Genomic DNA, 15,135 nt, shown 5'->3' on the forward strand with positions numbered 1-15,135 from the left:
GCCTTTCGCAAACCCTGGGCAGACTCCGCCTCTGTATTCGAAGCCTGGCCAGGGGTGCGAAAAACGTTGTTAAACTACTGAATTGCTATATCACTATCAACTCGGCCTGTAAGGCGCCGGCCTGTTTCATGGCCTCCAGGATGGCCATCAAATCGCCGGGCGCCGCGCCAACCAGATTCACCGCCCGGACAATATCATCCAGCGTTGGACCCGGTGAAAACTTGAACATGGGGTTCTTCTCTTCATCAATCCCCACATTGCTTTCCGGTAACACCACCGTTGTACCATCTGCCAGAGCATCCGGTTGACTGACTTGCACCGCTTCATCCACGGTTACCGTCAGGCTGCCATGAGTAACGGCTACGGGTTTAACCCGGACATTCTGCCCCACCACGATGGTACCGGTGCGGGAATTGATAATAACCTTGGCAGCCTCTTCGCCGGGATCTACTTCGATGTTTTCCAGCAGTGACAGAAAATTAACCTTGTGGGCCGGGTTAACAGGGGCATCGACCATAATGGAAGTTGAATCCATGGGCCGTGCCACATCGGGGCCTAGCAATTCATTAATGCTTTGAGCAACACGTTTGGCCGTCGTAAAATCCGAGCGGTGCAAATTAAAGACAATGGGTTTGCCATTGGAAAAATTATCGGGCACCGAGCGCTCTACCACGGCACCATTGGGAATGCGACCAACACTGGGGACATTGACCGTAATTTTGGAACCGTCAGCACCCTCGGCACCAAAGCCACCCACAATCAAATTACCCTGAGCAATGGCGTAGGTATTACCATCAATCCCTTTTAAAGGTGCCATCAACAAACTGCCGCCACGCAGGCTTTTGGCGTTACCGATGGACGAGATGGTCACGTCAATTTCCTGACCAGGTTTGGCAAAAGGCGGCAGTTCAGCATGCAGAGAAACCGCCGCAACGTTTTTAAGCTGCATCCGGGCACCCTCGGGAATGGTGATGCCAAATTGCTTCATCATGCTGTTAAAAGACTGGGTCGTAAACGGCGTCTGATTGGTTTGATCACCACTGCCATCCAGTCCAACCACCAGGCCATAGCCCACCAGCTGATTGGATCGAACACCGGCAATGGATGCCAAATCTTTGATACGCTCTGACATGGCCGGTGTACTCATCAGCCCCAGAGCAATTGAGACAATCGTCAGAATTTTTTTCATCTTCACACACTCACTTCCGACAAATTAGAACGGCCAAATTGGGCTGTTAAAGAATCGGGTTAACCACCCTGCTGCTGTATTGTCAGCCAATTGTCCGGTGCCACTGTAGGTAATGCGCGCATTGGCAAGTTTGGTAGACATAATCTCATTATCCGGAGAAATATCATCAGGGCGAATGATGCCGCTGATGCGGATGTATTCATCACCACGATTCAACGTCATCCACTTTTCTCCGCGAACGACCAAGTTACCATTCACCAGTACTTCGGAAACCGTCACAGTGATACTGCCATCGAGCTGGTTACTCTGATCGGCGTCTGCCTCTCCGGTAAATTCCCGGTTCTGTTCCAGATTGGTAGCCAAACCTAAATTGCTGAACGTAGGATTGGAACCCAGCAAGGTATTGCCTGCACTGTTTTCATTAAAATCCAGTTCACTTTCCTTGGTCATGGATACATTGGTTGTCTTGGTCGAGGAGGTTCTTTCATTGAGAACAATGGTAATAATGTCCCCTACTCTGTGTGCCTTACGATCTTCAAACAGCGACATGCCGTAATCCGGCCTATAAATAGCACCTTCATTGGCTCTGGGAACCGCCATGGCAGGGTCATAAACCGGAGCGTAGCGCGGGTCACCCGGAACCGGAGGTTGCTGAATCACACAGGCACTCAGTGATGCTACCGCACCCACGACTGCCAGATTTTTAAATAATTTGGAGAGCATATCTATTACCTCTAACGCTTCAGCAACCGGTTACATCATTACAGGGTTTGGGTAATAAACTGCAACATGGAATCGGCCGTCGATACGACTTTCGAGTTGAGCTCGTAAACCCGCTGGGTGGTGATCATATTCACCATCTCTTCAACAATATCCACATTGGAATTTTCCAGTGTGCCCTGCAGGATTTCGCCCATGCCATTTTCACCGGGCGTACCATTGATGGGATCACCACTGGCGGCTGTTTCCAGAAACAGGTTGCCACCGACACTTTGCAGACCGGAAGGATTAATAAAATCCACCAAATCAAACTGACCGATTTGCGTCGGGTTTGGATCACCTTCCTGATAGGCGTTGACGATGCCATCGGTACCAATGGTAATTTTGTTGGTGCCTTCCGGTACATTGATGTTGGGTTCCATCAACAGGCCACTGGAGTTCACCAGATCGCCATCGGAATTAATTTGCAACTGACCATTACGGGTGTAAGCGGTATCGCCATTGGGCAACAACACCTGCAAGAAGCCGCGACCATCAATCGCCAAATCCAGCGCTTGCTCGGTGACCTGCAAAGTCCCTTCGGTAAACTGTTTATTGGTACCCGCCACACGCACACCCACACCCAGCTGCAAACCGGAGGGTAATTCATTGTCGCGGTTGGTCTGACCACCCGGTTGGCGCTGAATCTGATACAGCAGGTCTTCAAACACCGCCCTATCGCGTTTAAAACCCACCGTCGAGGCATTGGCCAGGTTGTTGGAAATGGTGCTCAGCTGTTTGTCCTGAGCGCTTAACCCGGTTTTACTGACATATAGTGCGGCGTGCATAGGTTCACCTCATCAAGTGAAAATTAGGATTGAGAAAGCAACTTGGAGGAAGATTCCGAGTTCTTCTCAACCGTCTGCATCATTTTTAATTGCATTTCGTATTGGCGTGACAGGCTCAACACCTCGGTAAATTCATGGATGGTGTTGACGTTACTGCCCTCCACAAATCCCGGCGCCACAGTGACATTGACATCCACCGGCGCAATGCCACCATCTTTCAGGCGAATCAGGCCGTCCTCGCCCTTTTCAATATCTTCCCAAACCGGACGGACCAGTTTGATCTGATCTACCTGAGCCAATTCTTCCGGTCCATCACCGAGAATCTGAACACTGACAATACCGTCGTTGGAGATCATTATTTTCTGATCCGGTGGAATCGAGATTGGACCTCCCGTGCCAATAATGGGCAGGCCTGTGCTGGTTCGCAGAATACCGTTGGCGTCTACCGACAAATCACCGACTCGGGTGTAGGCTTCCTGGCCCGCGCGATCCTGAACGGCAATCAGACCCTCCCCTTCAATGGCAATATCCAGATCACGGCCGGTTTCAATCAACGGCCCGGGTACAAAATTGGTGGCCGGATTTTCGGTCATGGCGTAGGCGCGGGTAGGATGCCCGTCGCCGTAATAAACCCCCATACTGCGTGCCTGAGCAAAGTCAGCACGGAAACCCGTGGTATTGGCGTTGGCCAGATTATTTGAGTGCGCTGCCTGGGCCATCATGTTGTTCTTGGCCCCGGTCATTGAGATATATAGCGCTTTATCCATGACGATCTCCGGTTCAAATTTTCAGGTGCCGGTTTATTGTCACCTGAGAGTTCTACACAGAGAAAATGCAAGGGATGTGCCAGAAACAATCGATAGAAAAGGGAGGATAAAGGGTAAGAGATCCTTCACTTCGTTCAGGATGACATGGCGCCACTTCGTTCAGGATGACATGGCGTCACTTGATTCAGGGTGACACGGATTTGCGCCACCATAAACCTGACATCCTCCCTGTCATCATGACGACCGCTGCTAACGTCATCCTGACGACCAAAGGGAGGAAGGATCTCTATTTATTAACGAAGATTAATAATGGTCTGGGTAGTCTGGTTAGCCGTCTCAATGGTCTTCGAGTTTGCCTGGAAGTTACGCTGGGCAATAATCAAATTCACCAATTGTTCGGACAGATCCACGTTGGACTCTTCCACCGCGCCAGACTGAATCACACCCAGTGCCGCCGTGCCGGGTGTACCAATGTTCGGCACACCGGATTCAAAGTTCTCAGCCCACATGGTATCACCCACCGGCTGTAGACCCTGAGAGTTGGCAAATTCAGCCAAGGCAATCTGTCCCAGCGTCTGGGCCTCACCATTGGTAAAGCGGGCAAAGATGATACCGTCGTCATCAATGCTGATGCCGGACAAACGACCGGTAGTAAAGCCGTTTTGGTCCACATCATTCACGGCAAAGTCGCTACCGAACTGTGTGGTGCCCATCAGATCAATGGCAAAGTTGGAACTGCTTGGAGGCTCAGGGATGGGCAAAGTACCTCCCTGCAATTGATTCTGTGGACCCAGGGCACCATTCGGCTGACCATCAGCATCCAGTGGTTCCCAGTTGGAGATCAACACCTCATCGGACAACAGCGTATTGGCGGTACCATCCTGGTTAAAGAACAGGTTAAAGGTCGCGCGAGTCGGCAGAGTATTGTCTGGTGGCGGCAGGGTGGTGATTGGATCACCCACATCGGCACCGTCAATCAACACATGCATCTGCCAGTGGTTCTGCGATGTGGTTGGATCGGCCGGATCGTAAGGTTGTTTCACAAAATACTGGGTCGCGATATGGGAGTTACCCAGACTGTCGTAAATGGTAACCGAAGTCGCATGGTTGTAGGTGGTCTGATCGTTCGGATCAAACTGGTTGATCACGAATGGCTGGAAAGTGGTTGCCGTAAACGGACCAAACAAACCAATGGCCGGAGGCGTCGGATCGGTAGCGGTATAGCCCTCATCCAAGACAATATCGATGGCGCCACCGACAATCACCGCACTGGGGTTGCCATTCACGCCTTCGGCGCGGTTATTGGCACCATCTGCGCCCTGATACAGCGTGCCCACCAGATTAGGCACCGTATTCAAACCCAACACATCGTTGGTGACATTGGTAATCCGTACCGAGTGGTTGATACCGGGTTGTCCGGTTTCAAAATAGATCTGGTTGGTAGCCGCATCCAGAGCCACAGTCACATTACCAACACCGGCGGCGGTATCCACTGCAGCCTGAACGGCCGCCAGAGTTGTAGCTGGATCAGGAGCAGCACCCAGATCGGCAGCGCCACCCATGGCCGTTTGAATCGTCAGCAGATTGAGAGTATCCAAACCACCCCCCACATTGTCCAACAGAATACTGCCGGCGACACCCGTGGTTGCGGTCGAGAAACTCAAGGCAAAATTGGTGGGATCCATATTAACGATCACATCACCAGGCGCTACCGTTGCGGCGTCTACGGCTGCCTGAATCTGAGCTTGCAATTGGGCTGGCGTCACCGCTGAGCCATCAACAAAACCGGTCAAATCGACGTTGGCCACTGCTGGGCCCTGGATGGTTAAATCAAAAGTCGTGGTCATGGCGGTTGACAGGACAGTGTCCAGAGTCGTACCAGCCACGGGGGTACTGCCGTTCAGAATCAAATCGTTATTAATACCACCGAGGTCCACCGTAACAAAACCCTGACCATCGACGGACAGATCCAGAGTCGGCGACGGAACTTGAGTCCACCAGTTTTCAGAACCGGTCACAACGGTACTGGCATTCGGGGTCTGAGCAACAGTGGCCGTTGCCGTGCCATTGTTAAGAGGATCAGCCTCCAAAATACTGCCAACGGTGGAGGTATCCCCCTGAATGGCAATGGAGTCGCCGTCGTCCGTACTGCTGAATTCAAACACCAGATCATCACCCACAGAGGATTCCACGGCCAACGTACCGGTTGCAGCATCAAAAGTGGCCGAGACACCGGGCAAGGTAGAAGTGGTCAGCGCATTGATTTGGGTTTCCAGATCCTGCAGCGTGTCACCAGTCAGGGCAACATTATTCAGTGTAACCACACTGTTACCGTTGATGTTGGTAAAGCTGGAGAGAGTTGCCATGGTAGTGGCCGTAGCCGAAACACCGGACAGTGCATTCATCTCGGAGGCCGTTTCCGCTGCAGAGTTACCCTCAACGGCGCTGTAAGTCACCACGTTGCCATCGGGATCCGTGATATCGATTGATTGCAAAGGGTAGCCATTGTCTACGGCTGCCTGACCACTGCTGTCGGAAATACGCCCACCGCCTACAGGCAAACCCAGAACCGAGGCTGCATCACCACCTCGATACAAGGCATTGACCAGATTAGGTGAACCACTGGCGCCCTGCAGCCCCAGAATATCGGTGTTTACTACCTGTGTAATTTGAATGGTATTGGTGGCACCGTCGTTGTTGGTTTCAAAGTAAACCCGGCCGGTAGCGGCATCAACGTGAACGTCCGCCAGATCGGAACCCACTGCGGTATCCAAACGCGCATTCAATTGAGCTTCCAGCTGCGCCAAAGTCGCCTGCGGCCCAATATCGCCAATAATGACCCGAACCGGAGCGGTGCCATTTACAGAGATTTCAAAACCGGCACCGTCGCTGCCGGTATTCTGCAGACCCAATGGCGTAGTCAAACCGAGAGAATCCGTACCCGCCAGACTGTCAATGGATAGAGTCTGGGTAGCACCGGTAGCAATCGTCTCAAAGCTGATGGAACCTGAACCCGCCGGGAAGTTATTGTTGACCGCCTGAATCTGACCGGCCAGAGCGGAACCGCCAATCAGGACATTCAGTTGGGTAACCAACTGGTTTACGTCATCGTTATTCAGACCCGGGGTTACCGCATCGGCAGCAATGGCTGCCGCTTCGATATCCAGAGTTACCTGAGTACCATTGGCACTCAGAGTCACCGTGCTGGCACCACCGCCAGCAATGGTGGAAACCACAGTGGCATCAACCGTGGCCGAACCCGACGCAGAAGCCGGTGCCGGTGGGTCAATTGCGGTGAAATCCGGTGTTGGTACTGTAAACACGGTAGCGGCCTGATCGGTGACAGCCGGTGAATTGGTATTACCGTTAGTGACACTCACTTGAGAGGACTCACCGGAAACCAGCGCTTGAAATTCCAGGTGGTAATCACCGCCACCGTCATCCACAGCAACCGCAATCACATCAATAGGATCTTGCGAGGAGTTAACCGTTGGTGAAAACAGCTGAGAGTTAATCACACCAGCCAGCGTGCGCAGGTCATTAAAGGTATTAATGGCAGCCGGCGCACCAGCCGCATTATCCAGCTGTACCGAGACGGTACCATTATTTGATGTGGCACCACTGAGCTGCACATCGAAGGTGATTGGGGTCTGGGTAAAATCGTTAACCAGTGGCAGGTTAAAACTGCCTGACAGCAAAGTAGAGGTGGTGTCATTGAGCAGTCCCACCTGACTGACACCAATGGCATTGCCGTCGGTGACAAAGGTGGTGCCGGAGCGCTGCAGTACTTCCTCGGTTGCATCCAGGTTCAGGGTGGATTCAACCAATGTGGTTTGTCTTGGCGGTTGGTTGCCCGTCTGAATCTGCAGATCGCCCAGCACGCCCCCGACTACACCGTTGGCATCCGCCTGAAAACCCTGCAAATTAGCGCCAACGTTATTGACGATAAAGCCGTCTTTATCCAATCCAAGCGTACCGGCGCGGCTGAATACCTGATCACCACCATTATCCAGAACAAAGAAGCCGCTACCACTGATCGCCAGATCCAGAGAGTTTTCGGTAAAGGAAATATTGCCCTGAGTAAATTGTTGGGCAACGTCCTGCAGCCGGACACCACTACCGATGGTGTTGCTGCCAGCCCCCAGAATCGTGGTGGCATAAACATCACCAAATTCAGCCCGTGAGGCCTTAAAACCGACCGTTGAAGCATTGGCAATGTTATTACCGGTGATCTTCAAGTCGGCATTTGACGCCCGAATACCACTGAGTGCTGTATTAAATGGCATGTTACTCTCCTGCTTCTTGTTTTATCGATGCAAGCTCTGGCTGCACCTCACAAATTCTTTCTATGTCATCCTGAGCACAGCGAAGGATCTCCTGAAGACTCTTCCGCCCTGCGGTTGTCAGAATGACATTGTTGAATACTTCACTAATTAAATTGCTTGATTTGCGCCATGCTAACCGGGCCGACACCCGCCAGATTCAGGGTCAAATCACCGCTGTCTTCTAACGTCACGCTGTTGACGTTGTGGCTCAAAGCCATATCCAGTTGCGTCATATCGCCGCCAAGGTTTGCTGAAGCCTCAAAGGTATAGGTACCCGCTGGAAGCCCCTCTTCATGACTGGACTGCCAATCGATCAATTCACCGTTGACCTCCATGTTGTAGCCGTCCCAACGGAACAACATGTCGCCCTTGGGCTGGAACCCAAGAGGTACAGACTCAACCAGAGATCCTGCGTCACTGTAGATATTCAACGTCATGTCGGTGGTGGAGGCAGGCAATTCAACACTGCCGGATACCACATTATTCAGTCCCAGACTGGCGGTATCACCGGGAACCGTCACCGCGCGACCAACCAGTGAAGTGGCCTGTAAGGTTTGCCCGGACATCAGGTTATTGCTCAGTTCTTCAAAACTGTTGGCTAACTGATCCAGATTTTCTACCTGAGAAAACTGAGCCAGTTCCGCCACCATGGCACTGTTTTCCTTGGGGCTCAGCGGGTCCTGGTTTTCCATCTGCGCCAACATTAATTCCAGAAAAGCATCTTTACCCAGCTCATTGCTTTTGGGAGCTTCTTTGGTTTTGGAATCAATGGTGAGATTTTCAAAACCACTGATGGCACTGATATCTGTCATGACTCAAACTCTCCGTTATTGACCCAGGGTCAGCACTCGCTGAACCATTTGCTTGGCGTTATTCATCACTTCCACATTCACCTGAAAAGATCGGGAGGCGGAAATCATGTCTGTCATTTCTTCCACTACGTTGACATTGGGGTAATAGACATAACCCTCTTCATTGGCCATTGGGTGATGAGGTTCATAGCGTGGCTGCAAAGGGGCATCGCTTTCCACAATCCCCATGACTCGAACACCGGCTTCACTGTCAGCATTAACCTGAGGCGCACCGAGATCCATAGCCTTGTTGTAAGTCGCTGCAAACACTGGCTTACGGGCCCGGTAGGTTTCATCGATACTCGAACTGGCGGTTTGGGCATTGGCCAGATTACTGGCCGTGGTATTGATGCGCACACTTTGAGCGCTCATACCCGAACCTGCGATATTGAATACATTTCCAAGTGCCATTGTGTAATCCTCTTAATGCCCTGCTGTTAATCTTTATTCGCCACGCAGGGCAGTTTTAAGCCCTTTGAACTTGCTGTTAAGCAACGTGAAACTGGTTTGAAAATCCAGAGAGTTTTCCATGAACTTGGCGTGTTCTACGTGCTCTTCCACTGTGTTGCCATCGATGGCTGGCTGCTCTGGCGTGCGATACAACAGACCACCATCATCTTCCAGCAGTCCTTTGGCTTCGCGGTGACTGTTATGAGTCGTAGCCAGCTCCAGCGGTTTGCCATGAGCATTCATCTTGTTATCCAACGCGGTTTTAAAATCCATATCACGCGCCTTGTAGTTAGGCGTATCCACATTGGCCAGGTTATTGGCAAGGATGGAAGCTCGTTTGGCACGAAAGCGCATAGCGTCTTCGTGAATACCCAAAGCATTTTCAAAATTGATAGCCATTTTTCTGTCGCTTGAACCCTAAAGTTTTCGTTTCAGGACAAGAAGCAACAGCTATGCCAAAAAAATAAAAGAACCGTAACAGGCTGTTTTAAAAAGAAATTAACGATCTTATCGAGATCAGCCAAAGCGGCAAACGATTGCCGCTTTCGCTGGCAACAGTAACGTCAATCAAGGGAATACAGCGAGCGGCAAACGATTGCCGCCCAACAGCACGAGGTGAAAAAGTTTGAAGAAAAACTTTCAGAAAAGAACGCCAACTACTTGGCGCGATACATGATTCCAGGCTTGCAATGAACCATTTCAAACAACTCAGCCGCACCGGCCAAGCCTTCAGATGAACCCAGAATCAACATACCTCCGGGCTTCAGAATTTGATGCATACGCCGCAGAATATCTTCTTTCAGTTCCGCCGAAAAATAGATCAATACATTGCGGCAGAAAATCATGTCGAATTTGCCCAGGGTACTGAAAGAATCCTGCAAATTGAGTGAGCGAAACTGAACCCGGTTTTTCACTGCCGGCTTCACTCGCCACATATCATTGGGCAATTTATCGAAAAAAGCATCGAGGCGTTCCGGCGTCAGACCTCGCAGCACCGACATCTTGTCATACTCGGCAGATTTAGCCTGCTGCAGGATGGCACTGGATAAATCGGTGGCAACAATATCAACCTGCCGCGGCAAATTCCCCATGGACTGCCGCCTGAATTCCTCTACCGTCATACTGATGGAATAGGGTTCCTGACCGGATGAACAAGCTGCCGACCATATTTTGACAGGTCCAATCCCCTTCTCTGCCATAACCTCTTTCAGCAGAGTAGATTTCAAATAATCATAGGGGTAGGTATCACGAAACCAGAAGGTTTCGTTGGTCGTCATGGCATCAATAACCTGCTGTTTGAGCGCTGCATTGCGGTAGCCACCCATCATGGTTACCAGCTCGCCCAAACTGGCGATATTGTTGTCAGACAGAATTCGGCGAATCCGTGTGGTTACCAGATATTGTTTATTTTCAGCGAGAGAGATGCCACAGGCATCCTTGAGAAACCGACGAAACTGCTCAAACTCAGCGGGATTGAGATTGCCTCCGATGGCACTCGAAGTGGATCGAGCAGTTGCCTTAAAATCTGTGGCCATGAAACCCCGCAAACAATATCAGATACGATACAGAAACATCTAAGAGATCCCTCGCTAAGGCTCGGGACGTTATTGCCGGGCTGTTAGCACGACAATAGCGATTATAAAGCTTTTTTAAGCTTTACTCTTCCTCTTCTTCCACAATCGCCTCACCCGTCATTTCCAATACGCGCTGATTCACTCGTTTGGCCAATTCATCGGGATTAAATTTAGCGAGAAATTCATCAGCGCCTACTTTTTTGACCATGGACTCATTGAATACCCCGCTCAGTGACGTATGCAGCACAATGTACAAATCCTTGAGTCTGGCATCATTGCGAACCTCAGAGGTCAGGGTATAGCCATCCATCTCCGGCATCTCAATATCGGAAATAACCATAATCAACTCAGAGTAAGGGTCTTTGCCATCTTCGACCATTCCCTGCAGATACTCCAGAGCCTCACGACCATCCTTTTTCACCGTGGTCTGGATTCCCAGACTTTCAACCACACGCTGAATCTGTTTGCGGGCAATCGTGGAATCGTCAGCGATAAGAATATGACGCTTCACAACGCGCTCTGCGATACCGTCCTCAATCAATTCCTCACTGACTTCTTCATTGATCGGGCTAACTTCAGCCAGAATCTTTTCAACATCGATAATTTCTACCAGATTGCCATCCACCTCTGTCACCGCCGTCAGGTAGTTCTCTCTGCCAGCACCACGTGGTGGTGGATGAATATCGCCCCAGTTCATATTGACGATCCGCTCAACACCACTGACCAGAAAACCCTGAGTAGAACGGTTGTATTCGGTAATAATGACAAAACAGCTTTCTAAAGCCTCTAGCGGCTGACGCCCTATGGCCAAATTCATATCCATAATGGATATGGTCCCGCCGCGGATATGGGCCACCCCTCTTACCACAGGGCTGCGTTTCGGAATTTCATTCAAAGGTGGGCACTGCAGTACCTCCTTCACCTTAAAAACGTTAATCCCATAAATTTGCTTACCACCCAATCGAAACAGCAATAGTTCCAGGCGGTTTTCACCCACTAATTGTGTTCGCTGGTTAACGTTGTCTAATACGCCAGCCATGCATCTCCCCTCTACCGTATTTAAAACCTGCCTGATTTTGTCGGCACGCTGTTTGCTTAATCAGTTTCAACCTAAGTTAGCGGCCAATAGATCTTGCGCTTTAGCATATCCTAACAAGTGCCGCCAAATTCATCAGAAGCTTTAAATAGCATAGGCCAAATAAGATGAGAATAAGTAATTTTTGCCGTTTATTGGTTTTCAGCCTGTTTGTGGCTGTAAACGCCGGTGCACAAGGCCTTCAGGACCTCAACCAAATCAGCTTCAATGTTAAGCAGAAACTGTTGCGGGAACTGTCAAACCGATACCCGCAGGCAAAATTTGATATCGAAGTCAGTCGCCTTGATCCCAGATTAAGACTGGCACAATGTGACGAACCTTTGACACTCAACAACAAATCAAGAAGTCAAAACGCCAGTAACATGACAGTTCAGGTGGTCTGCCATGGCTCAACGCCCTGGAGCCTTTACATCAGCAGCCGGATACAACAATGGATGCCTGTGGTTATCAGCCGTCGCGATCTGATCAAAGGGGTACACCTGACCGAGGCAGACCTGACAACTGAAGTGCGTGACATTCGTCGTATGAACTCCGGCTTTATTACAGACAAGAACCAGATTATCGGCATGCAGGTCAGGCGTCCACTGAAAGCCGGTGAAGGTCTGCGCTCCAGCAGCCTGGCCCCGCCGCTTCTGGTAGAAAAGGGGGATCAGGTAACCGTGATCGCCTCGAGTGGTAATTTCTCCGTTAAAATTGCCGGCATTGCCCTCACCAAAGGTAAACTGGGCGACCAGATTCGCGTACAAAACACCGCAACGGAGAAAGTTATAAAAGCCAGAGTCATAGAAAAAGGACAGGTTAGCGTCACCCTGTAGGCTTTTTAGACAATTCCTGTTCAGAAAAGCAGCAATTCAATCAATATGGCAAAAACCGGAAAAAAAACCGAAAAAATATTAAAGTTATACCTATAGGTGCCGACAACCTCTATGAGGGTACCTGTAACTTAAGCGAACAGGCTGCAAGGATCCTATATGGATCAACACAAAAACTGGGAAACGAAAGACTATGATTATTGACTCCAACTCGGGCATCTACTCCTCTGGAGGAGGCGCCAAAAACAGAACCAATGCCGCGGCCAGTGGCAAAGATGGATCCACCAGCGCTCCAAAGCCTGCGGCATCTGCCCCAGCTAAGGACGTATCTCTGAGCAGTGAGGCTCATACATTGAATCGCCTGGAAGCACAAATAAATGCATCACCGGATATTGATGCCTCTCGCGTAGCCCAAATCAAGCAAGCCATTGCCGATGGTACGTTTGAAATCAACGCCGAACGCATTGCAGAGAAGATGCTGAATCAGGACGACTTACTCGGCAGCTAAGCCCTGCCCACTGTTTGTTATTGTTATTGCCTTCTGTTGGCTCAGGAATTGGCGGTAAATCCCAGTACCGCAGCAGCCCACAACCAACAGAACAGGACTGAGATAGAGCATCTCAGAACCAGAAACTGGAGGTACCCATGTCCAAGACCCCAAATTGCCGGGAAGTACAGACCCTGATTGCTCAGGACTGGCAAATTGCCCAACAATTGCAGCAACTCCTTTGTGAAGAGCATCAAGCCCTGACCAACCGCGATCAGCAAGCCATTGATCAATTACTGGCTGATAAGCAGCAACTGATGCAAACTCTGGAATCCAGTTCCGCAACACGCCGGCAGTGGCTGCAGGCGCAACACCCGGATTTGGGTAACTCCCAGGAACAGCAAACCGAGCTGTGGGAAAACTTTATCAGCCAACTGGGCGGGCCTGCACTGCTTGAACAATGGCAGCGCTTCAAGAAAACCATTAGCCTGTGCAAACAGGAAAATGAAAAGAACGGCAAAATCATTGCCCGCAGCCATCAGACCGTCAAGCAGCTGCTCAACATCATCCGCGGCCAACGAGTTGATGCGCCACGTCTCTATACTGCCAAAGGCGACACCCGGGTTCAGCACTATAGCCAATCCGTTATCAAAGCATGACCCCAGCTCCTCCAGATGACTCCAGCGGAGAAGCCGGCGAACTGCTGGGCGAAACCACTGAAATATACAGAACGCTGCGAGCGCTGCAGCTTTCCCGCAGTCTGGTCACTTTGAGAATCGAAGGCGACAGTCAAATTTACAGCACCATGATCCTGCTGTGCGATCTGGATAATCGTCAATTCATCATGGATGCCATTCGCCCCGAATCAGGCAATCAGCGACTTCAACAGGGTGTCAGTTTTGCTCTGACAGGTTTTTATGAAGGCATTCAGGTCGTCTGTAAAGACAACCGAATTTCCACAACCAACCCCGAGCAACTGGACAACGCATTCAGCGTGCCATTTCCGAAGTTCGTTTACAGAAAGCAGCGACGTCAAGCTTATCGAACTCATCTTCCCGGTCACCTTGTTCGGGAAATTCATCTCAGCGGCCAACACCGCGAAAAGCCTCTGACAGGGCAAATTACCGATATATCCAGCACGGGCATCGGGTGCGAGTTCAGTGGGAACATAAAACCGGAATTAAAAACCGGAGAGATCTTTGACAATGCCACCATCAATATCAATGGTGAACTGATATTGTCCTGTTGCTTGATCGTCCGCCAACCCCGTCACATTGCCCGAGCCGAAATCACTCAATGTGGCTTGGCCTTTGACAATCTAACTGGTCCAGAACAAAAAAAAGTGGAGCGCTATATAGCCCAACTGCAGCGTCAGGCACGCAGGCGGGAGAGAGAATCATAGAGGACGCTACCCAAAACCAACTCCGCCTCGGGCGCACCTAAAAAATCACTGAGGTCCTGAGGCCGGTCGATATCCCCCAATGCCGGCATCAATTGATACGGCCAAGCCAGTTGCTGCAGTCGCTCCAGAGTTTGATCCAGCACCCGATCAGTACCCCACTCAATGCCTTGAAACAGGCTTGCACTGAATCGCCGTAAAGCAATCAACACGTAACCGCCGTCATGAGCTGGCGTCAGAACAACCTCAGAACCTTTAAGCAAATAATCAGCAACTTGCTGTAAATGCCCAACACTGAAGTAAGGGCAATCACTGCCAATCAAAATCACCTGCTCGTACCGCTCGAGCAGGGTTTCAAAACAATGGCTCATGCGCTGACCAAGATCATCACCCTGTTGCAGTTGAGCACCTTCATAAAAATCTGACACCGGATCCTGAGGCAAGGATTTTTCACTGAACCACAACTGATAATCCCAATCACGGGTGGCTGACAGAGTTGACCGGGTAAATTCCAGTAAGCGAATGTGTAATTGCACGCTTTCCTGCTCTGACAAGTCAGGTTGCATCCGGGTTTTAACACGGCCGGGAACCGGCCTTTTTGCAAATTGAACAACGCAACTGGAAGTCATAATACCATT

15 protein-coding genes are annotated in these 15,135 nt (G+C 50.6%); 4 read left to right on the forward strand and 11 right to left on the reverse strand.

Going from position 1 to position 15,135, the window contains the following annotated elements; all coding sequences use genetic code 11:
* Positions 1–85: 85 nt before the first annotated feature.
* The 10 genes from ACPXV9_RS06180 to ACPXV9_RS06225 all read right to left on the reverse strand — a co-directional run bounded on the left by ACPXV9_RS06180 (position 86) and on the right by ACPXV9_RS06225 (position 11,742).
* Positions 86–1,189, reverse strand: a complete 1,104-nt coding sequence (locus tag ACPXV9_RS06180) for a flagellar basal body P-ring protein FlgI (RefSeq protein WP_423895704.1) — start codon at positions 1,187–1,189, stop codon at positions 86–88.
* A gap of 24 nt (positions 1,190–1,213) precedes the next feature.
* Entirely contained in the window at positions 1,214–1,912 is a 699-nt protein-coding gene (flgH, locus tag ACPXV9_RS06185) for a flagellar basal body L-ring protein FlgH (protein WP_423895530.1), read from the reverse strand.
* 38 nt (positions 1,913–1,950) lie between these two features.
* Positions 1,951–2,736: a flagellar basal-body rod protein FlgG gene (gene flgG, locus ACPXV9_RS06190; protein ID WP_423895531.1), complete on the reverse strand. Its 786-nt coding sequence runs from the start codon at positions 2,734–2,736 to the stop codon at positions 1,951–1,953.
* A 23-nt stretch (positions 2,737–2,759) separates the two neighbouring features.
* Positions 2,760–3,503 carry a flagellar basal body rod protein FlgF gene (locus tag ACPXV9_RS06195; protein ID WP_423895532.1) on the reverse strand — a complete coding sequence of 248 codons (744 nt, stop codon included), beginning with the start codon at positions 3,501–3,503 and terminating at the stop codon, positions 2,760–2,762.
* A 293-nt stretch (positions 3,504–3,796) separates the two neighbouring features.
* Positions 3,797–7,789 (reverse strand): flagellar hook-basal body complex protein, encoded by a 3,993-nt coding sequence (locus ACPXV9_RS06200; protein WP_423895534.1) that lies wholly within the window; start codon positions 7,787–7,789, stop codon positions 3,797–3,799.
* A gap of 143 nt (positions 7,790–7,932) precedes the next feature.
* Complete coding sequence (locus ACPXV9_RS06205) at positions 7,933–8,640, reverse strand: flagellar hook assembly protein FlgD (RefSeq protein WP_423895535.1); 708 nt, start codon at positions 8,638–8,640, stop codon at positions 7,933–7,935.
* A 15-nt stretch (positions 8,641–8,655) separates the two neighbouring features.
* Positions 8,656–9,090: a flagellar basal body rod protein FlgC gene (gene flgC / locus ACPXV9_RS06210; protein WP_423895537.1), complete on the reverse strand. Its 435-nt coding sequence runs from the start codon at positions 9,088–9,090 to the stop codon at positions 8,656–8,658.
* A gap of 33 nt (positions 9,091–9,123) precedes the next feature.
* Positions 9,124–9,528 (reverse strand): flagellar basal body rod protein FlgB, encoded by a 405-nt coding sequence (gene flgB, locus ACPXV9_RS06215; RefSeq protein ID WP_423895538.1) that lies wholly within the window; start codon positions 9,526–9,528, stop codon positions 9,124–9,126.
* Between the two features lie 257 nt (positions 9,529–9,785).
* On the reverse strand, positions 9,786–10,664 hold the full coding sequence (locus tag ACPXV9_RS06220; protein WP_423895539.1) for a CheR family methyltransferase: 879 nt from the start codon (positions 10,662–10,664) through the stop codon (positions 9,786–9,788).
* A 121-nt stretch (positions 10,665–10,785) separates the two neighbouring features.
* Complete coding sequence (locus tag ACPXV9_RS06225; protein ID WP_423895541.1) at positions 10,786–11,742, reverse strand: chemotaxis protein CheV; 957 nt, start codon at positions 11,740–11,742, stop codon at positions 10,786–10,788.
* A gap of 164 nt (positions 11,743–11,906) precedes the next feature.
* Here ACPXV9_RS06225 and flgA point away from each other — a divergent pair, with 164 nt between their 5' ends.
* The 4 genes from flgA (at position 11,907) to ACPXV9_RS06245 (ending at position 14,500) form a co-directional block, all read left to right on the forward strand.
* The gene (flgA, locus tag ACPXV9_RS06230) at positions 11,907–12,614 is read left to right on the forward strand and encodes a flagellar basal body P-ring formation chaperone FlgA (RefSeq protein ID WP_423895543.1); all 708 of its coding nucleotides are present in this window, start codon (positions 11,907–11,909) and stop codon (positions 12,612–12,614) included.
* 190 nt (positions 12,615–12,804) lie between these two features.
* Complete coding sequence (gene flgM, locus ACPXV9_RS06235) at positions 12,805–13,119, forward strand: flagellar biosynthesis anti-sigma factor FlgM (RefSeq protein WP_423895545.1); 315 nt, start codon at positions 12,805–12,807, stop codon at positions 13,117–13,119.
* Positions 13,120–13,256: 137 nt separating this feature from the next.
* Positions 13,257–13,757 carry a flagella synthesis protein FlgN gene (locus tag ACPXV9_RS06240; RefSeq protein ID WP_423895547.1) on the forward strand — a complete coding sequence of 167 codons (501 nt, stop codon included), beginning with the start codon at positions 13,257–13,259 and terminating at the stop codon, positions 13,755–13,757.
* Positions 13,754–14,500, forward strand: coding sequence for a flagellar brake protein (locus tag ACPXV9_RS06245; RefSeq protein WP_423895548.1), 747 nt, complete (start codon positions 13,754–13,756; stop codon positions 14,498–14,500). The genes ACPXV9_RS06240 and ACPXV9_RS06245 overlap by 4 nt, the downstream gene beginning before the upstream one ends.
* Here the strand turns inward: ACPXV9_RS06245 and ACPXV9_RS06250 are convergent.
* Positions 14,470–15,126 carry a TIGR04282 family arsenosugar biosynthesis glycosyltransferase gene (locus ACPXV9_RS06250; protein ID WP_423895550.1) on the reverse strand — a complete coding sequence of 219 codons (657 nt, stop codon included), beginning with the start codon at positions 15,124–15,126 and terminating at the stop codon, positions 14,470–14,472. The two genes, ACPXV9_RS06245 and ACPXV9_RS06250, sit on opposite strands and share 31 nt — an antisense overlap.
* Positions 15,127–15,135 lie beyond the last annotated feature (9 nt).

It is taken from the genome of Candidatus Pelagadaptatus aseana, from assembly GCF_040362265.1.
In the GTDB taxonomy this organism is placed as follows: Bacteria; Pseudomonadota; Gammaproteobacteria; order Pseudomonadales; family Cellvibrionaceae; genus Pelagadaptatus; species Pelagadaptatus aseana.